At 71.9% G+C, this 24,732-nt stretch carries 21 protein-coding genes and 1 riboswitch; of the genes, 16 read left to right on the plus strand and 5 right to left on the minus strand.

The window, feature by feature from the left end; translation table 11 throughout:
* Positions 1-10: 10 nt before the first annotated feature.
* A complete protein-coding gene (locus SLV14N_RS24350; RefSeq protein WP_263271059.1) occupies positions 11-802 on the minus strand; it encodes a DUF4190 domain-containing protein in 792 nt (263 codons plus the stop codon).
* 174 nt (positions 803-976) lie between these two features.
* On the opposite strand from SLV14N_RS24350, the gene SLV14N_RS24355 reads away from it, so the two are divergent.
* From SLV14N_RS24355 to SLV14N_RS24365, 3 genes are all read left to right on the plus strand, one after another.
* Entirely contained in the window at positions 977-3,217 is a 2,241-nt protein-coding gene (locus tag SLV14N_RS24355; RefSeq protein WP_263271060.1) for an N-6 DNA methylase, read from the plus strand.
* Between the two features lie 235 nt (positions 3,218-3,452).
* Positions 3,453-4,172, plus strand: coding sequence for a hypothetical protein (locus SLV14N_RS24360; RefSeq protein WP_208683581.1), 720 nt, complete (start codon positions 3,453-3,455; stop codon positions 4,170-4,172).
* Positions 4,169-6,013 (plus strand): serine/threonine-protein kinase, encoded by a 1,845-nt coding sequence (locus SLV14N_RS24365; protein WP_263271062.1) that lies wholly within the window; start codon positions 4,169-4,171, stop codon positions 6,011-6,013. The genes SLV14N_RS24360 and SLV14N_RS24365 overlap by 4 nt, the downstream gene beginning before the upstream one ends.
* Positions 6,014-6,061: 48 nt before the next feature.
* Here SLV14N_RS24365 and SLV14N_RS24370 read toward each other — a convergent pair whose 3' ends face one another.
* From SLV14N_RS24370 to SLV14N_RS24380, 3 genes are all read right to left on the minus strand, one after another.
* Positions 6,062-6,499 (minus strand): DUF6415 family natural product biosynthesis protein, encoded by a 438-nt coding sequence (locus tag SLV14N_RS24370; protein WP_263271064.1) that lies wholly within the window; start codon positions 6,497-6,499, stop codon positions 6,062-6,064.
* A gap of 149 nt (positions 6,500-6,648) precedes the next feature.
* Positions 6,649-7,833, minus strand: a complete 1,185-nt coding sequence (locus tag SLV14N_RS24375; protein WP_263271065.1) for a helix-turn-helix transcriptional regulator — start codon at positions 7,831-7,833, stop codon at positions 6,649-6,651.
* Between the two features lie 112 nt (positions 7,834-7,945).
* Complete coding sequence (locus SLV14N_RS24380) at positions 7,946-8,584, minus strand: HAD family hydrolase (protein WP_263271066.1); 639 nt, start codon at positions 8,582-8,584, stop codon at positions 7,946-7,948.
* A gap of 186 nt (positions 8,585-8,770) precedes the next feature.
* Here SLV14N_RS24380 and SLV14N_RS24385 point away from each other — a divergent pair, with 186 nt between their 5' ends.
* The 3 genes from SLV14N_RS24385 to SLV14N_RS24395 all read left to right on the plus strand — a co-directional run bounded on the left by SLV14N_RS24385 (position 8,771) and on the right by SLV14N_RS24395 (position 11,579).
* A complete protein-coding gene (locus SLV14N_RS24385) occupies positions 8,771-9,409 on the plus strand; it encodes a SurA N-terminal domain-containing protein (RefSeq protein WP_208683589.1) in 639 nt (212 codons plus the stop codon).
* A gap of 117 nt (positions 9,410-9,526) precedes the next feature.
* Entirely contained in the window at positions 9,527-10,564 is a 1,038-nt protein-coding gene (locus tag SLV14N_RS24390) for a nucleoside triphosphate pyrophosphohydrolase (protein ID WP_263271068.1), read from the plus strand.
* Between the two features lie 301 nt (positions 10,565-10,865).
* The gene (locus tag SLV14N_RS24395; RefSeq protein WP_263271069.1) at positions 10,866-11,579 is read left to right on the plus strand and encodes a hypothetical protein; all 714 of its coding nucleotides are present in this window, start codon (positions 10,866-10,868) and stop codon (positions 11,577-11,579) included.
* A gap of 255 nt (positions 11,580-11,834) precedes the next feature.
* Here the strand turns inward: SLV14N_RS24395 and SLV14N_RS24400 are convergent, their stop codons facing one another.
* Entirely contained in the window at positions 11,835-13,133 is a 1,299-nt protein-coding gene (locus tag SLV14N_RS24400; RefSeq protein ID WP_263271071.1) for an MFS transporter, read from the minus strand.
* A 140-nt stretch (positions 13,134-13,273) separates the two neighbouring features.
* Here SLV14N_RS24400 and SLV14N_RS24405 point away from each other — a divergent pair, with 140 nt between their 5' ends.
* The 10 genes from SLV14N_RS24405 to SLV14N_RS24450 all read left to right on the plus strand — a co-directional run bounded on the left by SLV14N_RS24405 (position 13,274) and on the right by SLV14N_RS24450 (position 24,634).
* A complete protein-coding gene (locus SLV14N_RS24405) occupies positions 13,274-14,149 on the plus strand; it encodes a LysR family transcriptional regulator (protein WP_263271073.1) in 876 nt (291 codons plus the stop codon).
* A 63-nt stretch (positions 14,150-14,212) separates the two neighbouring features.
* A complete protein-coding gene (locus SLV14N_RS24410; RefSeq protein WP_208683594.1) occupies positions 14,213-15,520 on the plus strand; it encodes a cytochrome P450 in 1,308 nt (435 codons plus the stop codon).
* A gap of 321 nt (positions 15,521-15,841) precedes the next feature.
* Positions 15,842-16,900 carry a transglycosylase family protein gene (locus tag SLV14N_RS24415; protein ID WP_263271074.1) on the plus strand — a complete coding sequence of 353 codons (1,059 nt, stop codon included), beginning with the start codon at positions 15,842-15,844 and terminating at the stop codon, positions 16,898-16,900.
* A 210-nt stretch (positions 16,901-17,110) separates the two neighbouring features.
* Positions 17,111-17,322, plus strand: a riboswitch (cyclic di-AMP (ydaO/yuaA leader).
* Positions 17,323-17,329: 7 nt separating this feature from the next.
* On the plus strand, positions 17,330-17,989 hold the full coding sequence (locus SLV14N_RS24420) for a transglycosylase family protein (RefSeq protein ID WP_208683598.1): 660 nt from the start codon (positions 17,330-17,332) through the stop codon (positions 17,987-17,989).
* A 290-nt stretch (positions 17,990-18,279) separates the two neighbouring features.
* On the plus strand, positions 18,280-19,602 hold the full coding sequence (eno, locus tag SLV14N_RS24425) for a phosphopyruvate hydratase (RefSeq protein WP_208683600.1): 1,323 nt from the start codon (positions 18,280-18,282) through the stop codon (positions 19,600-19,602).
* 157 nt (positions 19,603-19,759) lie between these two features.
* Positions 19,760-20,212 carry a septum formation initiator family protein gene (locus SLV14N_RS24430; protein WP_208683602.1) on the plus strand — a complete coding sequence of 151 codons (453 nt, stop codon included), beginning with the start codon at positions 19,760-19,762 and terminating at the stop codon, positions 20,210-20,212.
* Positions 20,213-20,315: 103 nt separating this feature from the next.
* A complete protein-coding gene (locus tag SLV14N_RS24435) occupies positions 20,316-20,894 on the plus strand; it encodes a DUF501 domain-containing protein (protein WP_127151350.1) in 579 nt (192 codons plus the stop codon).
* On the plus strand, positions 20,891-21,859 hold the full coding sequence (locus SLV14N_RS24440; protein WP_263271076.1) for a Ppx/GppA phosphatase family protein: 969 nt from the start codon (positions 20,891-20,893) through the stop codon (positions 21,857-21,859). Before SLV14N_RS24435 ends, SLV14N_RS24440 begins: the two co-directional genes overlap by 4 nt.
* 287 nt (positions 21,860-22,146) lie before the next feature.
* Complete coding sequence (locus tag SLV14N_RS24445; protein ID WP_263271077.1) at positions 22,147-22,752, plus strand: hypothetical protein; 606 nt, start codon at positions 22,147-22,149, stop codon at positions 22,750-22,752.
* A gap of 490 nt (positions 22,753-23,242) precedes the next feature.
* Positions 23,243-24,634, plus strand: a complete 1,392-nt coding sequence (locus SLV14N_RS24450; RefSeq protein ID WP_208683608.1) for an NAD(P)/FAD-dependent oxidoreductase — start codon at positions 23,243-23,245, stop codon at positions 24,632-24,634.
* Positions 24,635-24,732 lie beyond the last annotated feature (98 nt).

Consider the following 24,732-nt stretch of genomic DNA (forward strand, 5'->3'; position numbering starts at 1 on the left):
AGCCGGTGGCTCAGAGGGTCAGCTTCCAGCTGGAGGAGTCGAGCAGCAGGTCCGGAGTGACCTCGACGTCGAGCTGCTTGGCGCTCGGCGGCGCGTCGAAGACCATCTCGACGCTGGCGGTCTCGCCGGGGCCGATCTCGTTGCCGTAGTCGTGGTGCAGGATGCCGTGCTTGTCGTCGTCGACCTCCTCGGCCTCCTTGCCGTTGACCCGGGCCTTGGTCTGGACGAGGGGCTTGTCGAACGGCTTGCTGCCGGTGTTCTTGATCGTGACGGTGAGCTTGTAGGCCTTGTTGCCGTTGGTGTGGCCGCTGACGACGGTGCTCGGGTCGACGGTGTACGGGGCCGTCTTCGAGACGGTGACCTGGACGCCGTTGTTGTACTTCGCCGTGTCACCCGGGCCGAGGTCCTTGGCGCTCTGGCCCGAGCCGTCCTTCGGCTGGCCGGAGCTCTGCTCCACCTGCTTGTTCACCTCGTCGACGGCCTTGTTGACCGCCAGCACGGTGACGATGATGCCGACGATCGCCAGGACGATCGCGAGGGCGCCCAGGATCGTGCCGGTCACCGCCACGCCCTTGTTCGTGGCCTGGCCCTTCTTGGCGCGGCTGAGGCCCACCAGCCCGAAGATCAGGGCGAGGACGCCGAGCGGTCCGGCGAGCCAGAACAGGATCATCGGGATGCCGCTGAGCGCGCCGATGATGCCGAGGATCAGGGCGGCGATGCCGAGCCCGTTGCGGGCCGCCTGGGGGGCCGGAGCGCCGGCGGGTCCCTGTGGTGCGGGCTGGTAGTGCATCTGCTGAGACATGCGAAGGGGCCCCTTCCGGGCGCTCGAATCAAGTGCTGCCGAAGCGATGGGTCAATAACAGCAGAGCGTGTGAACCGAGTCAACATGAATGAATGAAGTTGAGTAGTTCACGCTGTGAAGGGGCGGGTGTGTGGCTGCTGGGTATGCTTGCCGACACAGCGTCGGGGGCCACGGATGGGAGTCAGCCAGGTGCCGGACAACGCATCACCGGACAACGCGACGGTCGGCACGGCCGAGGTGACCGCCGCCGGGATCGCCCGGCTCGCCGGTGTCGGCCGGGCCGCGGTCAGCAACTGGCGGCGCCGGCACGCGGACTTCCCCAAACCGGTCGGCGGCACCGAGACCAGTCCCGCCTTCGCCCTCCATGACATCGAGCAATGGCTGCGCGACCAGGGCAAACTCGCCGAGGTCCCGCTCCGTGAACGGGTCTGGCAGCAGCTCGTCGGCCACCCGTCCGGCACCGCGGCCGCGCTGCGCCAGGCCGGCGCCGTCCTGCTGCTGGTCCATGAGCGGCCCGCGGTCTGGCAGCAGCTGCGCACCGCCGCCGACGACGCCGAACTCACCGGCGTACTCCCCGCGATGCTCGACGCCGTCCTCGCCGCCCGACTCGGCCCGGAGCACCCCGTCCGCGGACTGACCCGCGAGGCGCTCGCCCCGTCCGCCGCGCTGGTGCGGGCCGCCGGTGATCTCGCGGCCGCGGACGGCGCCGCGCAGGCGTACGCCTTCCTGCTCGGCCGTCACCTGGACGCCAACCCCCGGCAGTACACCCTCACCCCGCCGGGACCGGCCGCGCTGATGGCCGAACTGGCCGCTTCGGCGGGCCCGTTGCGCACCGTCCTCGACCCGGCCTGCGGCGCTGGCGGTCTGCTGACCGCCGCCCAGGAGCGCGCCGGGCAGGAGACCGGTGACGGGACGGACGGTGACGGGACGGACGGTGCGGAGGGCGACAGGACGGACGGTGCGGAGGACGCCGCACCGCAGGCCGACGCCCCCGAAGGACCCGTCACCCTGCACGGCCAGGAGGCCGACCCCGACCTCGCCGCGCTGACCGCGCTCCGCCTCGCCCTGCGCACCCCCGGCGTCCGGGTCCGCGCCGCTGACACCCTGCGCGCCGATGCCTTCCCGGACCTCGCCGCCGATGCCGTCCTGGTGCACCCGCCGTTCAACGAACGCAACTGGGGCCATGACGAACTCGCCTACGACCCCCGCTGGGAGTACGGCTTCCCGGCCCGCACCGAATCCGAACTGGCCTGGGTCCAGCATGCACTGGCCCGGCTGCGGCCGGGCGGCACCGCCGTCCTCCTCATGCCGCCCGCCGCCGCCTCCCGCCGCTCCGGCCGCCGGATCCGCGCCGACCTGCTGCGCCGCGGCGCACTGCGCGCCGTCATCGCGCTGCCCGCCGGTGCCGCCCCGCCCAACGGCGTCCCGCTGCATCTGTGGGTGCTGCGCAAGCCCGGCGGCGGCCGGCCGCCCGTCCCCCAGCTCCTCGTCGTCGACACCGCCGACCTCGCGACCGGCACCCCCGCCGGCCGTGACAGGCCCGACTGGCAGAGCGTCCACGACACCGCCGTCGAGGCCTGGCAGACCTTCGACCGCGAGGGCGGCATCGAGGAACGGCCCGGTGTGCGCCGGTCGCTGGCCGCCATCGACCTTCTCGACGACGATGTCGACCTCGCCCCGGCCCGGCACCTCCCGCCGCCCGCGGCGGCCGGCGGCCCCGCCGAACTCGCCCGGGTCCGCGACCGGCTGACCGCCACCCTCGCCCGGACGACGGAGCTCACCCCGCGGCCCGCGGCCGGCGACACCGTCCCCGACCCCGGCACCGCCCGCTGGCCGCTGACCACCGTCGGCGAACTCGCCCGCTCCGGCGCCCTGGTGCTGCGCGCGGGCGGCGCCGGCACCGCATCCCCCGAGCTCGGGGGCGTGCCCGCGGTGCTCACCGACCATGACGTGATCGGCGGCGGCGCCCCGTCCGGCACCCTCCCCGAAGCGCCCGCCTCCGGCCCCGCCGAGGAGCCGGTCCTGGTCCGCACGGGCGATGTCGTCGTCCCGGTCCTCGGCGGCGGCGCCATCGCCCGGGTCGTCGACGAGGCCACCGCCGGGGCCGCCCTCGGCCGCAACCTCACCCTGCTGCGGCCCGACCCGGCCGCCCTCGACCCGTGGTTCCTCGCCGGCTTCCTGCGGGGCACCGCCAACACCCGGCAGGCCAGCAGCTATGCCTCCACCGCCACCCGGCTCGATGTCCGCCGCCTGCAACTGCCCCGCCTGGCGCTCGCCGAGCAGCGCCGCTTCGGGCAGCGGTTCCGCGATCTGGCCGCCTTCGAAGAGGCGTTGCGGCTGGCGTCCCGGCTCGGCGAGCAACTGGTCCAGGGCCTGCACGACGGGCTGACGGACGGCTCAGTGGCGCCGGACTGACCCGGCGGACCCCCGACGGACCCCGACGGCCCCCTGTCGGAGGGGCGGCGGGGCGGCCGGGCGGTGCCGTCCCGGGACCGGCAGATCGGATCGTCCAATCCGTACAACCCCGCACGCGCGGTCGGCGTCGTATATACGCTCGCAGGCAGGTGCTCAATATTCCCGCGCGCCCGCGCGCGAGGCCGCCGTGGCAGCACGGCCCCACCGGCCATGAACCGATCCGTCAGGAGCAGTAATGCACGGCCCCGTCCCGGCCCTCCCTCCGCACCGTCCCCCGGCGCGGTCGACGGTCATCCTGCTGCGGGTGGTCTTCGTGGCCGTCGCGGTGCTCAGCCTGGGCTTTCTGGCCTGGGCCGCGCTGCTGCGGGCCGCGATCGTCCAGCGCAAGCCGCTGGGATGGTGGCTCTTCGGCGCCGATCTGGTCCTGCTCACCGGCACCATCGTGTGGTCGGGGGGCTACCCCGCGACGGACTGGCACACGGACGTCGCGGTCGCCGTGATCCTGCTGCAGATGGCCGGCGCCGTGGCCTACTACCTCGCGGCCGACCTGCGGGCGGCGCGGACGGCCGGGCAGCTGTACGGCCCGCCCGCCGGGCAGTTGCCGGGCTACGGCTCCGCCTACGCTGCCGGCCCGGCGGGATACCCGGCCGGGGGGCCGGCCGCCGGGACGCCGCCGCACCCCTACGGTCCGGCCCGGCCCCCGGTCCCGCACCACGCCCAGGAGACCCAGCCGTACGGGGCACCGGGCGGCGCCGCCCCCGTGAACCCGTACGCCATGACCGAGACCCGGCTGCCGCCGCCCGGGGGACCGGGTGCCCCGCCCCGCCCCTCACCGCCGCCCGCCGGCCCGTACGCCCCGCCCCCGGACCGGCCCCAGCCCCCGCAGCGCATCGACCGGGTACGGGCCGAGCTCGATGAACTCAGCGACTACCTCCGCAAGGAGGAGGGCCGGTGAACGGCCGGGTCATCGGGGGGCGTTACGAACTCTCCGCGCTGCTCGGGCAGGGCGGGATGGGCCAGGTCTGGATCGGCTACGACCGCCGCCTGGACCGCCGGGTCGGCGTCAAACTGCTGCGCCCCGACCGGGTGGCGGGCACCCCGGACGGCGAGGAGATGCGCCGCCGCTTCGTCCGCGAATGCCGGGTCACCGCACAGGTCGACCACCCCGGGCTGGTCACCGTCCATGACGCCGGAAGCGACGACGAGGACCTCTACCTGGTCATGCAGTACGTCGAGGGCGCCGACCTCTCCGACCACCTCGCCGAGCACGACCCCTACCCGTGGCCCTGGGCGGTCTCCGTCGCCGCCCAGCTCTGCGCCGTACTGGCCTCCGTCCACGCCGTCCCGATCGTCCACCGCGACCTCAAGCCCCGCAATGTCATGATCCGGCCGGACGGCTCCGTGGTCATCCTCGACCTGGGCATCGCCTCCGCCCTGGACACCGACACCACCCGCCTCACCCACACCGGCTCCCCCATCGGCAGCCCCGCCTACATGGCGCCCGAACAGGCGATGGGCGGCGCCGTCGGCCCGCACACCGACCTCTACGCCCTCGGGGTCCTCCTCCACGAACTCCTCAGCGGCGAGGTCCCGTTCGCCGGCTCGACGGCCCTGGGCGTGCTCCACCGCCACCTCCACGAGGAGCCCGTCCCGGTACGCACCCTGCGCCCCGACGTCCCCGAGGCCCTCGAATCCCTCGTCCTCCACCTCCTCCGCAAGGACCCCCAGGCCCGCCCCGCCGACGCCCAGGAGGTCTACCAGGCCCTGGCCCCCCTGCTCCCCACAGCCACCATCGGCCCCCAGGCCGCCCAGTCCCCACCCACCCCCCTCGCCCCCATGGACCCCACCCGCCCCTTCCGCCGGCCACACGCCCCCTGGCCGGTCCGCTCCTCCGGGGGACCGGCCCCCGCCCCCACACCGACCGCACTGTCCACACCCCAGGTACCGGAGCCTCTGGTTCCGGCCGGGGCCGGCGCGGCGAGGGCTGCTTCGGCCGGAGCTGCGTCCGCCGGGTCCGGCTCAGTAGGAGCTGCTTCCGCGGGGGCTGCTTACCTGGGGCCGGGCTCCGCCGCGGCGTCCGTCCCGGCCGGGGCCTCCGCCGCCCGCCCGGCCGCCGACCCCCGCACCTCCGCCGCCCCCGCGGCCCGCACCTCCCGCCCCGGCGCCTGGACCTCCGCCTCCGACCCCCGCACCTCCTCCGTCTCCGCTTCCTCTGCTGCCTCCCCTTCCACCTCCGGACCGGACGTCGCAGCCGCCGTCGACGAGGTCAAGAGCCTGCTCGACCAGGGCCGGATCACCCGCGCCGTGGACATCCTCGGCGGCATCCTGCCCGCCGCCGCCGAACGGCACGGCGCCCACTCCCCGGTCGTCCGCACCCTGCGCAAGCAGTACGCCGCGACCCTCATGGACGACGGCCAGTACCGCCGCGCCCTGCCCGAACTCCGCCTGCTGGCCGAGGAGTTCGCCAAGGAATCCGGCGCCGGCGCCACCCGCCAGGCCCTCCAGTTCCACTACGAGGCCGCCCAGTGCCTCGAACAACTCGGCGAGGTCGCCCAGGCCCTGGAGGAGTACCGCGCCCTCCTCCCCTACTTCGAGCACTACGCCGACGACCCCGTACGCCCCCTCGAAATCCGCCGCTCCATAGGCCACTTGCTCCTCGCCCAGGGCGAACGCACCGCCGCCCAGGAATCCCTCACCCGCCTCCTCTACGACGCCGAACGCCTGCACGGCCCCCACCACCCCTTCCCGGAGGAGCTGCGGCGGACGTTGTATTGGTTGAGTCAGGTGCAGGGGTGAGACGGGGGCGCCTCCAGCCGCCCCGGGGCGCGATGGCCGGACGTCCGCTTATACCTCGGGATGCTGCAGCGGGGCGTGGGCTTCAGATGCGGTGGCGTGTTCATAGCCGGCACCTCCGTACTCGTCCAGGAGCCATTGGCAGTCCAAGGCAAGCTGGGCGATCTGTACGTGGGCGGAGAGCACGCCCTCACCGAGGCCCCGGTCGGCCTGGAACCGGATGCCGCTCAACCGGCCCATCAACAGGGACCATTCCATACTGCCGCGCCACATCAGGTCCGCCGCGGCCTTGGCTTCCGCCAGCAGCTCGGCGATGTGTCCCCGCAGCAACAGTTCCAGGTCGACAAGCTGACCTGGCTTCGCGGACGACCCGCGCAGGGCTTGGACTTCGTCGATCGTGGACTGGATGGTGGCAATGTCGATCGGACGTGTGGGCCGACGCGGCCGACGGTCACTCTTCATGTCGGCCGGAGCCTGCTGGGGCCTCATCGCGTGACTCCAGCCAGGCGGAGGATGGTGGCGCCGGTCGGCGCCGTCGGCATAGCGGGTTGTGTCACCTTGATTCCTCTCGATATGGGCGTATGAGGATCGTGGCCCGGCCCAAGAGGGGAAAGTGACCCAGTGAGGGTCGGTCAGGATCAGCCTGTGGCGTGGCACCAATCGGCGAAATGTGTGAGTGACTCGGCGTCGGTGCGCTTCAACCGCCGCAGAGTCGCGGCATCCTGACGGACCCACTGGTGTTCGCGTGCGTGTTGTGGCGCGATGCTCCGCGCGCGTTTCAGGGATGCGAAGGCGTGATCCGGACGTCCTGCCCACAACTGGGCGCGGGCGAGCTCGATGTAGAAACCGGAGCGCCGTTCGGCGGGAAGTGTGAGCGGAGGCTGCCAGGCAGCCGCGACCTCCAGGGCGCGTTGCGCATGGCTGTCGCCGAGACTGACCGCCACGGACACTTCGTGGATGCGCACGCTGTCCGGGCCGAACGCGGTGCCGCGGTAGACCGATTCGGGTACGCGGTCGCCGAGAGCACGAGCAAGGTCCAGGTGGGTGTGTGCTGCGTCTGCTTGCCCCGCTCGGCCGGCGATGACGGCTGCCCGCATGTGTAAGGCCCCGCGAGCAGCCCAAGCGGCGGTCTCGCCAGTAGCCGGTACGGCGTCCACGGCCTGCTCCAGGGCACGGAGCCCGGCGTGATGGGCGCGGGCGGCGAAGAAGGTTTCCGTGCGGACGTAGGCCACAGATGCGTTCACCAGCGGGTCTTCAGCCTGCGGAGCCGCCCAGCGCATCACATCGATGAGGCGGGCGGACAGGTCCAGGGCACCGTACTTATAGGCAACGGCGTCCGCCGTCCGGTACGCGCTGACGAGTAGACCGGCCACAGTGCCACGCTCGCCATCCGGCCTGCGGTGCAGCGCCCGGGACAACTCGGCCAGGAGCGCGGGCAGTTTGCGGCTGATGCGCACGTACTCGGCACCCAGCCGCCATGTTTCTGCCTCGGAGGCCGCGGTGTGCAAGTCGGCAAGGGGGCGCACGGGACCGTCGTCCGGCATGTCGTACGTGGCGAGCACGGCGGACAGGACGGGCATCGCCTGGTTCACCCGGTCTTCAGCGCGGTCGTAGCGGGGGAGCAGGACCGAGGGGTCGACGCCCAGAGCCGCTGCGATCGATTCAAGAACTGCGTCTCCGGCTCCGCGGGCTCCCCGCTCGATCTTCCGGAGCGTCCCGACGTGAACCCGCGCAGCGTCGGCGAGTTGCTGTTGAGTGAGGCGGGCGAGCCGGCGTCGGTAGGCGATGCGCTTGCCTACCCCGGCGTGAGCTTCGGCGGTCATATGGGCTCCGTTCGGTGCAGCGACTCCGAACCGTACTCGCGTCGTGACACACAGGCACCCGAACACTCCCCGTCCGCACGGAAGTTGAGGCCGGTCCCGCGTCGGCCATCCGTCACCCGGACACCAACGGCAGCAGGTCATCAAGCCCCTCGATGCGCCAGTCCGCGACCGCCGCTTCAGGGGTGTCGGACCAGAGGTGCCCCCAGGGGCCGCGTCGCAGATGCGCGGTCCGGAGGCCGGCGGCGGCGGCCGGTGCGATGTCGTTGGCCGGGTGGTCCCCGACGTACACGATGCGGTCGGGGGCGGTAGCGGCGAGCCGGACCACCCGCTCGAAGAACTCCGGCGTCGGTTTGGCGACGCCCCAGTCGCCCGACGTGGCGAGGGCATCGACCGGCAGATTCAGGCCCCGCAGCAACTCGCCCGCGCGAACGGTTTGATTCCCGGCGACAAGGACCCGAAAGCCGGCCGCGCGCAAGGAAGCGAGCGCCGGTCGCACATCGGGGTACAGGTCGCTCTCGTCGAGCGTTTCCCCGCGCCCTGCTTCTTCCCTCGCGGCGTACTCCGCGGCCAGGTCGATGCCGGGCTTGAGCAGGCGGACGGCGTCGGCGTTGTCCCGCCCCTGGGCAACCACGGCGCCGACCAGGGCGGACAGGGTGTGACGCGGGACATCGAGCCAGTCCGCCCACGCTGCCCAGTATCGATCGTCGCTGGTCAGAGTCTCACCGACATCGAATACCACCGCTTCGATCATGCCGCCCACCCTACGGCCGCCAAAAACGGAGAAGTCCGCCGACGGTGACGGCAACGAGAAGGGACACCGGAGCAGAACCCACCCCGCCACAGATCGTTGGCCGAAGCAGTGGCCTGGGCCACGCCGACTCCATAGCATCGATCAATCAAGGTCGAGACTCCGTCGCACGATCTGCCGGGAGGCCAAGTGTTCCGCCGAAGGACAGCGCTCTCCGTATCCGCCACCGCCGCCCTGCTGGCCGCGACCCCGTTGCTCGCCGCGTGCGGCAGTGACGCCCACCCCGGTGCCGCGGCCATCGTGGACGGGAAGCGGATCACCGTTTCGCAGCTGCAGGCGAAGGTGAAGGACGTACGCGCCGCCCAGGCCAAGTCCCCGCAGGGCGGTCAGCTCATCATGAACACCGGGCGGCTGAGCCTGGCCACCCTCAACGGCATGATCTTCGACGAGGTGCTGGAGCGCGGTGCGCAGGACGCCGGGGTGACGGTCAGCCGCGGCGACATCCAGAAGTGGCGGGCCAAGGCCGAGAAGCAGGCCGGTGGCGGCGAGCGGCTGAAGGCGATGTGGCTCCAGCAGGGTGTCGCCCCCGACGAGATCGACGCCATGGTCCGCAATCAGCTGCTGCTCGACGGTGTCGCCGAGCATCTGCACGCGGACCGCCGGGCGCCGGAGGGCCAGCAGAAGCTCGCCCGTGCGCTGGCCAAGACCTCCCGGTCCATGGGGATCGACGTCAATCCGCGGTTCGGCAAGTGGGACGACCAGCAGGTCATCCTGGGCGAGACCAAGGATCCGTGGATCACGGGGGAGCCCGCGAAGCAGCAGGCCTGAGAGCTGTAGCCGGTACGCGCGGTCCGTGCCGGGTGCGCCATCGGGCCGCCCGGCGCCGGACCGGACGAGCCCCGACCGGCGCCCGGCGGTGTCAGTGGGGTGCGTTACGTTCGAGGCGTGAACGCTGACGCCTCCGCCGCCGAGACCGGCGCCGAAGCCCGCCCCGAGGGCACCGGCACCGGACGCCTGGTCCTGCTCACCACCAGCCACCGGGTCGCCCCCGGGCTCCTGTCCTGGCCCGCATGGCAGATCCTGCGCGCGGCCGACCGCGTGCTGAGCGCCGATCCGGACCATCCCCAGCTGCCCTACCTGCGGGAGGCCGGCATCGAGGTGGAGACGGCCGCCCCCACCGCCCGCGAGCTGGTCGACTACTGCGTGCCGGAGGACCGTACGGCCGTCGTGCTGACCTCGGCGGACGGTGAGAGCGCGCTGACCGACGGGCTGGCCCGGCTGGCCGGCTCCGGCCGGGAGACCATGCCGGACCTGGAGCTGCTGCCCGGCTCCTACGATCTGCCCGGCGCCCGGCTGCTCGACCTCGTCCAGGTCATGGACCAGATCCGCGCCGAGTGCCCCTGGAGCAGTGTCCGTACGCACCGCGACCTCGCCAAGTACGGCATCGAGGAGGCGTATGAGCTGGTGGAGGCCATTGAGGAGGGGGACCGCGCGGAGCTGAGGGAGGAGCTCGGCGATGTGCTCCTCCAGGTCGTCTTCCACGCCCGGATCGCTCAGGACGATCCGGACGAGCCGTTCTCCATCGACGACGTGGCGGGCACGATCGTGGAGAAGCTGCTCCACCGCCACCCCCATGTCTTCGGGGAGGCGGACGCGGCCACTCCGGAAGAGGTCAGGGCCCAGTGGCTGCGGACGAAGGCGGAGGAGAAGCAGCGGGAGTCGGTGACCGAGGGCGTGCCGCTGGCGCAGCCGGGGCTGGCGCTCGCGGCGAAGCTGGCGTCGCGGGTGCGGTCGGCCGGACTGGACGTGGCCCCGCCCACGGGTGACGGGATCGGCTATGAGCTGCTGGCGATGGCCATACGGGCCGAGGCGGACGGCGTCGACCCGGAGGCCGCGCTGCGGGCGGCGGCGCGGGCCTACCGGGACGCGGTGCTGGCGGTGGAGGGCGGCGCCGGGCAGGACACGTCCGATGGGTCTGCGTGACGTCTGAGAGTCCTGAGGGTCCTGACCGTTCCGGTCGCCGTGGGGCGGGGACGCCGGTGGCCATGACCTTGAGCGGGCGGATGCCCCTGGTTCCGGCAGGCGGCTATGTGCCGGCTATGGGATTCCCCATTTCCAACTAGGCGGCCGCGCCCGGGCCTTCGGGTTCTCCTTGGCGTCCTTCCGCTGCTCACGCCCGTGTTAGCCGGACGTTAGCGGAGCGGCAGCCTTGCGACAGTGGGCCCGGTCAGAGTGGTGACGTACCGAGGAGACAACGTCACCGACTGTCCTGGGGGGACCCGAAATGAGCTCCAACACCGTCCGCACCGCTCGTCGCCGCACCCTGCGCATGGCCGCCCTGGCCCTGACCGCAGCCGCCGGCCTCACGCTGACCGCCTGCTCCGGGTCGGACGCCGCCGGCACGAAGCCCGCGGGCCAGTCGGACAAGGCTGCTGCCGTCGAGTCCGGCGGCGCGGGTTCCTCCGCCGGCGCGCAGGGCTCCGGTGCCCCGGCGAGCCCCGGTGCCAAGGCCGACACCAAGTCCGGCGCGGCGGGCAAGCAGTCGGGCGGCGCGCACGCCACCAATGGTGGCAAGGCGGCATCCCCGGTCCGCACCCAGCGCCTGGCGGACGGCGTCAGCACGGCCGAGATCTCCAAGGTCGGCGACCAGCACTACCGCGCCAAGATCGTCGCCCGCGGTTCGGTCCTGGCCACGCTGGAGGCGAAGGGGCAGGACGCCGGGCTCGACGCCAATGACATGTTCCTCGTGCTCACGTCGGACGGCCAGGTCCGTTCCTGGATGGGCGGCGGACACCAGGGGCCGGGCACCTTCAAGATCGCGGGCGGCTGGACGGTCAAGGTCACGAAGGTCGGCGAACTCCACTACCGCGCGCAGTTCCTCAGCCCGAGCGGCGACGCGGACGACACGGTGGAAGCGAACCAGCACGACATCGGGTTCGTCGCCAACGGCGTGAACGTCGTGCTCAGCGCCGGCGGTGTGATCAGCGCCCACAGCTGAACGCCCGCCTCGCCGCGGCGACAGCCGAACGCCCGCCTCACCGCGGCGACAGCTGAACGCCCGCCTCACCGCGGCGGTGGAGCCCCCCGGGCCGGGCGGCTCCACCGCCGCGGTGACGGCAGTGTTCGAGCGGCCCTGAAGCCCTCCCGGCGCCTCGCGATGGCCGGAGGCACCGACCCTGTGCGGGTCGGCACCGGGGCGCGAGGGCGCCGCCGCGGTCGGCGTGAGCATCGGTGTGGGCAGGAGCGCCGCTCGTCAGGACGTGAGCGACGGCGCCGGAGCCTCGGCTGTGGCCGTCTGCCCCCGCCCCGCCCGTCCCCCGCCGGAGGCACGCCGCCGCATCCGCTCCACCGCCCACAGGACCACGACAACCGCCGCCAGTCCCGCTCCCAGCACGCACACCCCGCCCCAGCCCGTCGCGCCCCAGACCGCCGAGGTCAGTGCCGAGCCCACCGCGCCGCCCACGAAGTAGCTGGTCATGTAGGCGGAGTTGAGGCGGTTACGGGCCTCGGGGCGGACCGCGTAGACCAGGTTCTGGTTGCTGACGTGGACCGCCTGCGCGGCCAGGTCCAGGACGATCACTCCGGCGAGCAGCGCGGCCAGGGACCAGGTGCCGCCCGCTCCGCCGAGGGCCAGCAGGCCCCAGGAACCCAGCAGCAGGAACGCGGCCGCGCCGGTGACCCGGTGTGCCAGGCCGCGGTCCGCCAGCCGTCCGCCCACCGAGGCGGCCAGTGAACCGGCCGCGCCTACCAGCCCCAGCAGCCCGATGGCCGACTCCTGCCAGCCGTAGGACGGTCCGGACATCAGGAACGCCAGCGCCGTCCACAGCACGCTGAAGCCCGCGAAGGTCAGCGCGCCCAGCGCACCCCGCCACCGCAGCACCGGCTCCTGGCCGAACAGCGCCAGCGTGGAGCGCAGCAGCGCCGGATAGCGCAGCCCGGCCGTGGTGCGCAGGGCCGGCAGCCGGAGCCGCAGCAGCACCGCCATCAGCAGCATCAGCGCCGCGTTGATCCAGTACACGGTGCGCCAGCCGCCCAGCTCGGCGAGCAGCCCGGCGGCCGTACGGGCCAGCAGGATGCCGAGCAGCAGCCCGGTCATGACGGTGCCCACGGTCCGGCCGCGCTCGGCGGGCGCCGCGAGGGTCGCCGCGTACGGCACCACGACCTGGGCGGCGACCGAGGTGAGGCCGGTCAGGGCGGTGCCGGTGAGCAGGAGGGCGGCGTGGGGGGCGCTTGCCGTGACGGTGAGGAAGACCGCGGTCGCCGCGGTCAGGGTGACGGCCAGCCTGCGTCGCTCCAGCAGATCGCCGAGCGGGACGAGCAGCAGCAGGCCGAGTCCGTAGCCGACCTGGGCCACGGTGACGACCAACGCGGCGGTGGACGCGGAAAGGTGCAGATCGCGGCCTATGAGGTCCAGCAGCGGCTGGGCGAAGTAGTTGCCGGCGACGGAGAGTCCGGCGGCGACCGACATCAGCAGCAGGGTGCCGCGGCCCAGTCCCGGCCGTGCCCCCGGCGCGTCCCCGGCGGGCGGCTCCGGTATGTGCTCGGTCTCCATGACCTGACCTCCCCTGTACGCCCACGGCCACCGCGGCGGCGGGCACGTCCCAGCCTGGGGCGCGCAGATCAATGAGTCCAACACATCGTTTTCATCGCATCCATCGTGAATCGCGATCGTTGCTGGCTAGGGTGCGGGACATGGAGCTTCAGCAGATGCGGTATGTGGTCGCGGTGGCCGAGACCGGTGGGTTCACCCGGGCCGCCGAGCGCTGCCATGTGGTGCAGTCCGCGCTCAGCCATCAGATCGCCCGGCTGGAGAAGGAACTCGGTGCCCGGCTCTTCGACCGGACCAGCCGCAGTGTCCGGCTGACCGCCGCCGGCGAGGCCTTCGTCCCGGTCGCCCAGCAGGCGTTGGAGGCTGCCGAGCGGGCCCGCGCCGAGGTGGCGGCGGCGACCGGGGAGGTGCGTGGCCGGCTCGCGGTCGGTGCGATCTCCACCGTCGCGGCCGTGGATCTCGCCCGGGAGCTGGGGGCCTTCCGTACGCGGTGCCCGCAGGTGCGGATCAGTCTGCAGACCGCGATGAGCGACCAGCTCCTCGAACAGGTGCGGCAGGGCGTGCTGGACGTCGCGTTCGTCGGGCTGGTGCCCGCCGCGCGCACCGTCGGCGTACGGGAGAAGGAGCTGGCGCGCGGTGAGCTGGTCGCCGTCGTGCCGCCGGGGCATCCGCTGGCGGAGCGGGAGTGGACCACGCTGTCGCGGATGGCGCGGGAGACCTTTGTCGACTTCACGGCCGGGTCCGCGGCCCGCCGGCAGCGCGAGGACGCGTTCCGTGCGGCGGGGCTGACCTCGGAGGTGGCGTACGAGGTGACCACGGTCGAGTTCCTGGCGAAGCTGGTCCGGGCGGGCCTGGGCGTCGGCATGGTGCCGGAGGCCATCGCCTCCGAGCTGGCCGGGCTGCACATCGTGCGGGTGCGGCCGGCGCCCGAGCGGACCGAGCGGGTGGTGTGGAGCGCTCTCGGCCCGTCGCCGGCGGCCGTGGCGTTCCTGACCGGCCTGGGGGTGGATCCGGCGTAGGGCGGCGCGGGCCCGGCCGGTGGGCGGGCGCGCCGTTGTGCGCCCAGCGGTTACGGTCGGAAGGTGCACGACAAGCCCCACACCACCGCCGCCGACGCCCCCGCGGGCTGCCCCGCCGCCGGGCCCGCCCCCGCGCTGTTCACCTGGGAGTTCGCCTCCGACCCGTACCCCGCGTACGCCTGGCTGCGCGAGCATGCGCCGGTGCACCGGACCGAGCTGCCCAGCGGTGTCGAGGCCTGGCTGGTGACGCGGTACTCGGAGGCGCGGCAGGCGCTCGCCGACGCCCGGCTGTCCAAGAACCCGGTCCACCACAGCGAGGCCGCGCACGGCAAGGGCAAGGTCGGCATCCCGGGCGAGCGCAGCGCCAACCTCATGACGCATCTGCTCAACATCGACCCCCCGGACCACACCAGGCTGCGCCGCCTGGTCTCGAAGGCGTTCACCCCGCGCCGGGTCGCCGCCTTCGCCCCGCGGGTCCAGGAGCTGACCGACCACCTCATCGACCAGTTCGCGGCGAAGGGCGAGGCCGACCTCATCCACGAGTTCGCCTTTCCGCTCCCGATCTACGCGATCTGCGATCTGCTGGGCGTACCGCGCGAGGACCAGGACGACTTCCGGGACTGGGCGGGCATGATGATCCGGCACGGCGGAGGGCCGCGCGGCGGCGTCGCCCGCTCCGTGAAGAAGATGCGCGGCTATCTCGCCGAGCTGATCCACCGCAAGCGCGAGTCCCTGGGGGAGACCGCCGAGGCGGACGAGGATCTGATCTCCGCCCTGATCAGGGCGTCGGACCACGGTGAGCATCTGACCGAGAACGAGGCCGCCGCGATGGCCTTCATCCTGCTCTTCGCGGGCTTCGAGACCACCGTCAACCTCATCGGCAACGGCACCTATGCGCTGCTGCGCCACCCCGCCCAGCGTGAGCTGCTGCAGAAGTCGATCGCGGCGGGCGACAGCGACCTGCTCACCACCGGCATCGAGGAACTGCTCCGTTACGACGGTCCCGTGGAGCTGGCGACCTGGCGGTTCGCGACCCAGGAGCTGACGCTCGGCGGGCAGCGGATCGCCGAGGGGGACCCGGTCCTGGTGGTGCTGGCCGCCGCCGACCGCGACCCGGCGCGCTTCGACGAGCCGGATGTGCTCGATCTGACCCGGCGTGACAATCAGCATCTGGGATACGGGCACGGCATCCACTACTGCCTGGGTGCGCCGCTCGCCCGCCTCGAAGGGCAGAGTGCGCTGGCGACCCTGCTGACCCGGCTCCCGGACATCCGGCTTGCCGCGGAACCTGACGATTTGCGCTGGCGTGGCGGGCTCATCATGCGCGGACTGCGTTCACTTCCGGTGGAGTTCACTCCGGAGCGTCCCTGACCAGCGACGAAGCCCGATGTGACACAGAGTCAACTGCGTGACCTTTACGTGATCCGCACTACACCGACTTGTGACTACCTCTGACCCCGGCTACCTTTCGACCCGACGATCGACAGGCTTCACTCGATCGGTCGAAGCGGTGATGTGGGGGACCGGTGTAACGGTGCCGCTCGCGTGCGTCGGCCGGCCGGAAGCCCCGTCGAGCAGCTCGAAGAGCTCGTCGAACAACTCAACCGCCGCGCGAAAGGCATCCGCATGCGTTCCGGGAACGGCCGACATCGTCGACCCCGTCAGGCACCGGCCATCTTTGTCACGGCGGGAGTGACCGGCGCAGGCCTCGCCCTGCCGCTGTTCGCCGCGAGCGGTGCACAGGCCGCCGACACCGCGACCTGGGACAAGGTCGCCCAGTGTGAGAGCGGCGGGGTGTGGAGCGCGGCGTCGGGCAACGGCTACTACGGCGGCCTGCAGCTCACCCAGGAGATGTGGGACAACTACGGCGGCTCGTCCTATGCGTCGCGCCCCGACCTCGCCAGCCGCTCCCAGCAGATCGCGGTCGCCGAGTCGATCCTCGACGACCGCGGGCCGGACGCCTGGCCGAGCTGTGCGGTGAACGCCGGGCTGACCGACGACGGCCGGGCACCGGAGGTCGACCCGGGCAGCACCAGCACCCCGGCGCCCGACCCCTCGGACTCCGAGGGCTCCCTCGACCCCTGGGACACCCCCGGTTCCTCCGACGCCCACGACGGCGCGGACTCCTCCGGACGGAACGACGGGTCCAGCGACAAGCCCAGCGACGGGCCCAGTGATAAGCCCAGCGACGAGCCCAGTGATGAGTCGAGCGGGCTGCCGTCCGACGAGACGCCCTCGCCCGACGCTTCGGACACCGCCGAGCCCGGCGACTCGTCCACGAGCCCGGAGCCGTCCGACCCGGCGACGCCCGGAGACCGGGACGGCGACCAGGGCGACGACCGGGGTGGCAACCGGGACGACGACCCGTCGCAGTCCGCCGACCCGTCCGACGACCCCTCCGCGGACCCGTCCGACGGCGGCAGCCGTACGGACAGCAGCGGCACCCCGCACGAGGTGCCCAAGGGCAAGCACCGCGGCGAGGCGGGCGACGGGGAGGGCGGTGACGGTGACGGCGGCCGGTCCTCCGGCGGTCGGCACGCCTCGCGCGGCGATGACGCGCACCGCACGGGCCCGGCGGCCGACGGCGACTACACGGTGCGCCCGGGTGACAGCCTGTCAGCCATCGCCACGGCCCACCGGCTGCCCGGCGGATGGGCCGAGCTCTACGACCGCAACGAGGGCGTCATCGGCTCCGACGCGGACCTGATCCAGCCCGGCCAGCAGCTCGATCTCGGCCGGAACGCAGGGTAGTTCGGCACCCTTCGCCCTCTTTTGGGAAAGTGAGACAAGGGTCTCGTTGACTGTGGTGGGGCCCGGGTTACTCAACCCCGGCATACCGGGCCTCACCTGCGGATATGTAACCAACCCGTGATCAAAAACGGTCAACTTGGTTCAGATGGTGGGGTTTGAACCCCAAGGGGATTACTGCTTAACGTCAGGACCGCTCGCCAAAGCGGGCCCTTCGATCACACGCCGAATCCTGCCGGTGGTCGAAGGCACTTGACGCGCAAGCGCCGAAGGCAGGAGCGGGGGACCCAGGATTTGTGCCGGCCCCGCCCGTGAAAACGGGTCAACCGGCTTGGGGTGAAGCCACGTGCGTTCTGCGCACACGGCCGGGCGACTCATCAGTCCGAACCCGACAGCTCACCTCGTAGGCGTCGGTGAGGAAACGAACGAACCATGCTGATCTTCAAGGGCAAGCACCGTCGTCCCTCCAAGGCCGTCCGCGTCGCCACCCTCGCCGGTGTGGCCGGTGCCGCCGTGGCCGTGCCGCTGATGGGCGCCACCTCCGCCTCCGCCGCCTCCGTCGCCACCTGGGACAAGGTCGCCCAGTGCGAGTCCGGCGGCAACTGGTCGATCAACACCGGTAACGGCTACTACGGTGGCCTGCAGTTCTCCAACTCCAGCTGGGCCGCCGCCGGTGGCACCCAGTACGCGCCGCGCGCCGACCTGGCCACCAAGGCCCAGCAGATCGCCGCCGCCGAGAAGCTCCTCGCCATCCAGGGCCCGGGTGCCTGGACCTGCGCCGGTGCGGGCAACCTGACCGCCGGTGGCCCCGCCGCCGACGTCGACACCTCCGCGCAGACCAAGTCCGCGCCGAAGCAGGAGTCCGCCAAGCCGGAGGCCAAGAAGGCCCCGTCCGCCTCCGAGGACCGTGCCTCGCGGTCCGCCGAGCGCAAGTCCACGGGTGACGGCAACTACACCGTCAAGGCGGGCGACACCCTCGCAAAGATCGCCAAGGCCCACGGCACCGACTGGAAGTCCGTCTACAAGGCGAACAAGTCGGTCATCGGCGGCAACCCGAACCTGATCATCCCCGGTCAGCAGCTCACCGTCTGAGCCGCTTTCTCACCGGGGCTCCGGGCCCGAGCGGCGGGCCCCCTTCCTCCGTGAGACCGCCCCGCCACGGCACGCCCTTCCCCCGGCGCGCCGTGGCGGGGTTTCTCATGTCCCGGGTCACGGGCCCGGAGCGCCCCGGCGGGCGGCAGGCCGCTGACCGGCGCTGTTCAGCAACTTTTCCCGTTTAGTGAACAATGTGCCCAAACGTCCCGTGAACTGGGCCTTTGGGCCTGTTTTCGTCCCACGGAGCGGGCCAAGGGCAGGCGGACGCGCCCGGGGCCGTTAGGCTCATGCGCAGAACGCCAGACACCCACGAAGGAGACAACGTGCCGTCGATCGACGTCGTCGTAGCCCGCGAAATTCTCGACTCGCGAGGTAATCCCACGGTCGAGGTCGAGGTCGGCCTCGACGACGGCAGCACCGGCCGTGCCGCCGTCCCGTCCGGCGCCTCCACCGGCGCCTTCGAGGCCATCGAGCTCCGTGACGGCGACCCGAACCGCTACCTGGGCAAGGGCGTGGAGAAGGCCGTCCTGGCCGTCATCGAGCAGATCGGCCCGGAGCTCGTCGGCTACGACGCGACCGAGCAGCGGCTGATCGACCAGGCCATGTTCGACCTGGACGCCACCGACAACAAGGGCTCGCTCGGCGCCAACGCCATCCTCGGCGTCTCCCTCGCCGTGGCGCACGCCGCCTCCGAGGCCAGCGACCTCCCGCTGTTCCGCTACCTCGGCGGCCCGAACGCGCACGTGCTGCCCGTCCCGATGATGAACATCCTGAACGGCGGCTCGCACGCCGACTCCAACGTGGACATCCAGGAGTTCATGATCGCCCCGATCGGCGCGGAGTCCTTCTCCGAGGCGCTGCGCTGGGGCGCCGAGGTCTACCACACCCTCAAGAAGGTCCTGAAGGCCAAGGGCCTGGCCACCGGCCTGGGCGACGAGGGCGGCTTCGCCCCGAACCTCGGCTCCAACCGCGAGGCCCTCGACCTCATCCTCGAGGCCATCAAGGAAGCCGGGTACGCCCCCGGCCAGGACATCGCGCTCGCGCTGGACGTCGCCGCCTCCGAGTTCTACAAGGACGGCACGTACCAGTTCGAGGGCAAGGACCGCTCGGCCGCCGAGATGACCGAGTACTACGAGGAGCTGGTGGCGGCCTATCCGCTGGTCTCCATCGAGGACCCGCTGTTCGAGGACGACTGGGCCGGCTGGAAGGTCATCACCGACAAGCTCGGCGCCAAGGTCCAGCTCGTCGGCGACGACCTGTTCGTCACCAACCCCGAGCGCCTCGCCCGCGGCATCGAGGAGGGCTCCGCCAACGCGCTGCTGGTGAAGGTCAACCAGATCGGCTCGCTGACCGAGACCCTGGACGCCGTCGAGCTGGCCCAGCGCAACGGCTTCAAGTGCATGATGTCGCACCGCTCCGGTGAGACCGAGGACGTCACCATCGCCGACCTCGCCGTCGCCACCAACTGCGGCCAGATCAAGACCGGCGCCCCGGCCCGCTCCGAGCGCGTCGCCAAGTACAACCAGCTGCTGCGCATCGAGGAGATCCTCGACGACGCCGCGGTCTACGCCGGCCGCTCCGCTTTCCCGCGCTTCCGCCACAGCAGCTGACGAAGGCGGCCCGCTGCCGGGCCGGACAAGGCAGCAGGGGCTGAACGGGCGAGGCAATCGCCCGGCACCCCGTACGTCCCCGGCGACGGTCCCGTACCGTTGCCGGGGACGTACCTGCTTGAAGCAGTCAGGCGTCCGTCAGTGAAGGGGAGACGACGTGCCCGCGGACCGGTTCTCGACCGCGACCCGACTCAAGGCGCTCGGCGAGCAGGCCGCCGCCCGCGTCTACCGCGCCCGCCCGCCCCGCCGCAACCGCCTCACCGGCCGTGCCGCACTGCTGGCCCTGGTGATGTGCTCCCTGGTCGTCGCCCTCGCGTATCCCATAAGGCAGTACGTCTCCCAGCGCTCGGACATCGCCGACCAGCGCCGCAAGGCCCAGGAGGCCGGCGCCGCCCTGGACCGGCTGCGTGAGCAGAAGGCCCGCTGGCAGGACCCGGCGTTCGTACGCCAGAAGGCCCGCCGGCATCTGCACTACGTCATGCCGGGCGAGGCCGGATACATCGTCCCGGACGGCTCCGGCACCGGCTCCGCGCCCAAGGGGGCGCAAGCGGCGCAGCGCCCCTGGTACGAGAATCTGTGGGACGCCGTCGACGCGGCCGACAAGCGGTAGCGCCGGCCCGTACCGCCGGCGGACGGCAGCCCGTACTGTCGACAGCGTGCGGCCCGCCGCGCCGCACCGCCCCTCCACACCACTCACCTCACCGAAAGCGCACATGGACACCCCCCCGCCCCAGACCGAGCCCACCGAGCCCACCGCCGCGGACATCGCCGCCTTCAAGGAGCAGCTCGGCCGCCCGCCCCGCGGACTGCGCGCCATCGCGCACCGCTGCCCCTGCGGCCAGCCGGATGTCGTCGAGACGGCGCCGCGCCTGGAGGACGGCACGCCCTTCCCCACGCTCTACTACCTCACCTGCCCGCGCGCGGCCTCCGCGATCGGCACGCTGGAGGCCAATGGCGTGATGAAGGAGATGTCCGAGCGGCTGGCGGCCGACCCGGAGCTGGCCGCCGCCTACCGGGCGGCCCACGAGGACTACATCCGGCGGCGGGACGCCATCGAGGTGCTGCAGGGCTTCCCGAGCGCGGGCGGTATGCCCGACCGGGTCAAGTGCCTGCATGTCCTCGTCGGGCATTCGCTGGCGGCCGGGCCGGGCGTCAACCCGCTCGGTGACGAGGCCCTCGCGATGCTGCCGGAGTGGTGGAAGAAGGGGCCGTGCGTGACCCCGTGCCAGGACGCCGCCGGGGGCCCGGACGCTCCCGGTGCCCAGGACGCTCCCGAAGGAGACGCCAAGTGAAGCGGGTCGCCGCCATCGACTGCGGTACGAACTCCATCCGGCTGCTGGTCGCGGAGGCCACTGCGCCCGATAGCGCCTGCGGCGCGGGGGCGACGGGTGAGCTGAAGGACCTCGACCGCCGGATGCAGATCGTCCGGCTGGGCCAGGGCGTGGACCGCACCGGGCGGCTGGCGCCCGAGGCGCTGGAGCGCACCTTCGCGGCCTGCCGTGAGTACGCCGCGGTGATCAAGGGCCTGGGCGCCGAGCAGGTCCGCTTCGTGGCCACCTCCGCCTCCCGGGACGCGGAGAACCGCGACGACTTCGTCCGCGGCGTGGTGGACATCCTCGGGGTGGAGCCCGAGGTGATCACCGGCGACCAGGAGGCCGAGTTCTCCTTCAACGGCGCCACCAAGGAGCTCACCGGCCGCGCCGACTTGGAGCGCCCGTTCCTGGTGGTCGACATCGGCGGCGGCTCCACCGAGTTCGTGCTCGGTGACGCGTCCGTCCGCGCCGCCCGCTCGGTCGATGTCGGCTGCGTACGGATGACCGAGCGGCATCTGGTGCACGGGGGCGAGATCAGCGACCCGCCGTCCCCGGGCCAGATCGCCGCCATAAAGGCCGATGTGGCCGCGGCGCTGGACCGGGCCGAGGAGACCGTCCCGCTGCGCGAGGCGGCCACCCTCGTGGGCCTGGCCGGCTCGGTGACCACGGTCGCCGCGATCGCGCTGGGCCTGAACCAGTACGACTCCGAGGCCATTCACCACTCCCGGATCCCCCTGGCGAAGGTCCGCGAGATCACCGACCGTCTGGTGTCCTCCACCCACGCCGAGCGCGCGGCCATCCCCGTCATGCACCCGGGCCGGGTCGATGTGATCGCCGCGGGCGCGCTCGTACTGCTGTCGATCATGGAGCGGGTGGGCGCCGGGGAGGTCGTCGTCAGCGAGCACGACATCCTGGACGGGATTGCCTGGAGCCTCGCCGGCTGAGGCGGCCGAGAAGACGAAAGGCAGGGCTGACCTGCTCTGATGCGGTGACGAGGTGCCTTCGGCCGACCTCTGCACGACCTGCGGCCCGGTGCGCCGGCACCCAGCGGCGCCGGGGCCGAACTCGAAGCGCCGGGGCACCGGGAAGCGGGGCGCGGAATTACCCTGGACCGTATCCGGGGGGACACTCCACAGGCGGTGAGGACACCATGTGGGATGCGATCAAGCGCAAACGGCGCACGCGCCATCCGGTACCGGAACCGGAAGAAGTGGAACAAGCAACGGACATCGTGTGTGACCGTTGCAAGCGGCCCCTGCGCGGTGAGGAAGACGGCTGGAACGTCGTCCTGGACAAGGGATACGCGATCGGGCATCTGTGCCCGGACTGCCAGACGGCGGAGGAGAACGCCGAGGCCGAGGTACATGAGGCGACCCTCGACTACAGCGCAGGCCATGTGGATGAGGACGGCCGTGTCCGGTGGTCGGCGAAGGGCGTCTGCAACAGTATCTCGGTCGGAGGCCACGCGGCGATGCGGGAGAACACGGCCATCCACATGATGGTCTCCGTGGAGCCCCCCGTGCTGCGCGTCGCCGTCGGGCCGCAGTCGGACGCACGGCTGAGCGGGCTGTTCGGAAACGTGACGTGCAAGAAAGCCGTCCACGAGGAGATGGCGAGCAAGGGAGCACAGCCCGGGACCCGGGACCTCGCATACCTGGTGGACAGCGACATGGACGCCACCGACGTCTGGGTGGTGGAGGACCAGGCGATGGCGGTCGGAGGGGCCGGCTCGCACAAGCTTCTGGTCATCTACTCTCCGGACATCGATCCACATCTCCTCGAGGTGTTCGCGCCGGAGTACGCCGACTCGATGCGCGAGGCGATCCACGCGCCATGATGCCCAGGGCCATGGTCAGGGCCGCGGCCTCGCCCTGACTCTGCACGAGGTCGGCAACGGCCTCTGCAGACCGGCCGTTTGAGTGGGCGGAAGGCCCGTCCGAGCGGTTTTCAGGGGGCTTCGGAGGGCTCCGCGGACGGCTCCGGGAAAAAGGTTCGTGAAATCCTTCACATGAAAAAGCCTGTCGTTGGACGAACAATCTCAGCTTCCGGCCCTCATTCGAAGGTCCCAGGTCTCCTCGACCCGGAGAATGCGCGGTTCCGTAGATCGCGTCGGCACACCCGCGGAGGCGGTGGTTCAGCCGCCCGACCGGCCGTGACGCCGGAACAACGCCTGATCAACGCGGGTCTCCAACGCCTTACGGCATACAGTGGTTCCGCTTTGGACTATGGCGTCGGTCACGAAGCCGGCGGAGTGTAGCAGATGCCCCCCGAGTGCTTGTGAAGGGGCTCACGAGCGACCCCCCATGTGGGGGTGGATACTCGATTGCATGAGCACCACGGAGCGTCCCAGGATCCTCGTTGTAGGCGGTGGGTACGTAGGCCTGTACGCGGCACGCCGCATCCTCAAGCAGATGCGGTACGGCGAGGCGACCGTCACGGTCGTCGACCCGCGCTCGTACATGACGTACCAGCCCTTCCTCCCCGAAGCTGCAGCCGGCAGCATCTCCCCCCGCCACGTCGTGGTTCCGCTACGACGCGTGCTCCCCAAGGCGGAGGTTCTCACCGGCCGGGTCACCACCATCGACCAGGACCGCAAGGTCGCCACGATCGCCCCGCTGGTCGGCGAGGCGTACGAGCTGCCCTTCGACTACCTGGTCATCGCGATGGGCGCGGTCTCCCGTACCTTCCCGATCCCCGGCCTGGCCGAGAGCGGCATCGGCATGAAGGGCGTGGAAGAGGCCATCGGCCTGCGCAACCACGTGCTGGAGCAGCTGGACAAGGCCGACTCCACGACCGACGAGGACGTCCGCCGCAAGGCGCTGACCTTCGTCTTCGTCGGCGGTGGCTTCGCGGGTGCGGAGACCATCGGCGAGGTCGAGGACATGGCCCGTGACGCGGCGAAGTACTACAACAACGTGAAGCGCGAGGACATGCGCTTCCTGCTGGTCGACGTCGCCGACAAGATCCTCCCCGAGGTCGGCCCGAAGCTCGGTGCCTACGGCAAGGAGCACCTCGAGGGCCGCGGTGTCGAGGTCTACCTCAAGACCGGCATGGACTCCTGCGTCGACGGCCATGTGAAGCTCAACAACGGCCTTGAGGTCGACTCCAACACCATCGTGTGGACCGCGGGCGTCAAGCCGAACCCGGCGCTGGCCCGCTTCGGTCTGCCGCTCGGCCCGCGCGGCCATGTCGACACCGGCACCACCCTCCAGGTGCAGGGCACCGACTACATCTGGGCCGCCGGCGACAACGCCCAGGTTCCGGACATGGTCGGCCGCAAGAACGGCAACGAGAACGCCTGGTGCCCGCCGAACGCGCAGCACGCGCTGCGGCAGGCCAAGGTCCTCGGCGACAACGTGCTCTCCGGTATGCGGGGCTTCCCGCAGAAGGAGTACAGCCACGCCAACAAGGGTGCGGTCGCCGGTCTGGGCCTGCACAAGGGCGTCGCGATGATCGTCATGGGCAAGATGAAGATCAAGCTCAAGGGCCGTCTCGCCTGGTACATGCACCGCGCGTACCACGGCATGGCGATGCCGACGTTCAACCGCAAGATCCGGGTCTTCGCCGACTGGACCCTGGCGATGTTCCTCAAGCGCGAGGTCGTCTCGCTCGGCGCCATGGAGAACCCCCGCGAGGAGTTCTACGAGGCCGCCAAGCCGGCGCCGGCCCCGCCGACCGCCGCCGAGGCCGGGGACAAGACCAAGGCCAAGGCTTCCTGAATTCCCGGTCGGCTACGCCGACCAGCCCGAAGGGCGTCCGCCATCCGTGGGGCGGGCGCCCTTTGGCGTGTCCACTCTGGCGAAAACCGGGCGGTGTG

The organism is Streptomyces sp. Je 1-4 4N24 (assembly GCF_026239515.1).
GTDB classification, from domain to species: Bacteria; Actinomycetota; Actinomycetes; order Streptomycetales; family Streptomycetaceae; genus Streptomyces; species Streptomyces nigrescens.

Coding starts and splice junctions, on each gene's coding strand:
- SLV14N_RS24375 (WP_263271065.1), bottom strand. CDS start 7,833: ATGACCGCCGAAGCTCACGCCGGGGTAGGCAAGCGCATCGCCTACCGA.
- SLV14N_RS24435 (WP_127151350.1), top strand. CDS start 20,316: ATGGACACCCCCCCGCCCCAGACCGAGCCCACCGAGCCCACCGCCGCG.
- SLV14N_RS24395 (WP_263271069.1), top strand. CDS start 10,866: ATGAGCTCCAACACCGTCCGCACCGCTCGTCGCCGCACCCTGCGCATG.
- SLV14N_RS24400 (WP_263271071.1), bottom strand. CDS start 13,133: ATGGAGACCGAGCACATACCGGAGCCGCCCGCCGGGGACGCGCCGGGG.
- SLV14N_RS24355 (WP_263271060.1), top strand. CDS start 977: ATGGGAGTCAGCCAGGTGCCGGACAACGCATCACCGGACAACGCGACG.
- SLV14N_RS24450 (WP_208683608.1), top strand. CDS start 23,243: ATGAGCACCACGGAGCGTCCCAGGATCCTCGTTGTAGGCGGTGGGTAC.
- SLV14N_RS24420 (WP_208683598.1), top strand. CDS start 17,330: ATGCTGATCTTCAAGGGCAAGCACCGTCGTCCCTCCAAGGCCGTCCGC.
- SLV14N_RS24380 (WP_263271066.1), bottom strand. CDS start 8,584: ATGATCGAAGCGGTGGTATTCGATGTCGGTGAGACTCTGACCAGCGAC.
- SLV14N_RS24370 (WP_263271064.1), bottom strand. CDS start 6,499: ATGAGGCCCCAGCAGGCTCCGGCCGACATGAAGAGTGACCGTCGGCCG.
- SLV14N_RS24405 (WP_263271073.1), top strand. CDS start 13,274: ATGGAGCTTCAGCAGATGCGGTATGTGGTCGCGGTGGCCGAGACCGGT.
- SLV14N_RS24350 (WP_263271059.1), bottom strand. CDS start 802: ATGTCTCAGCAGATGCACTACCAGCCCGCACCACAGGGACCCGCCGGC.
- SLV14N_RS24360 (WP_208683581.1), top strand. CDS start 3,453: ATGCACGGCCCCGTCCCGGCCCTCCCTCCGCACCGTCCCCCGGCGCGG.
- eno (WP_208683600.1), top strand. CDS start 18,280: ATGCGCAGAACGCCAGACACCCACGAAGGAGACAACGTGCCGTCGATC.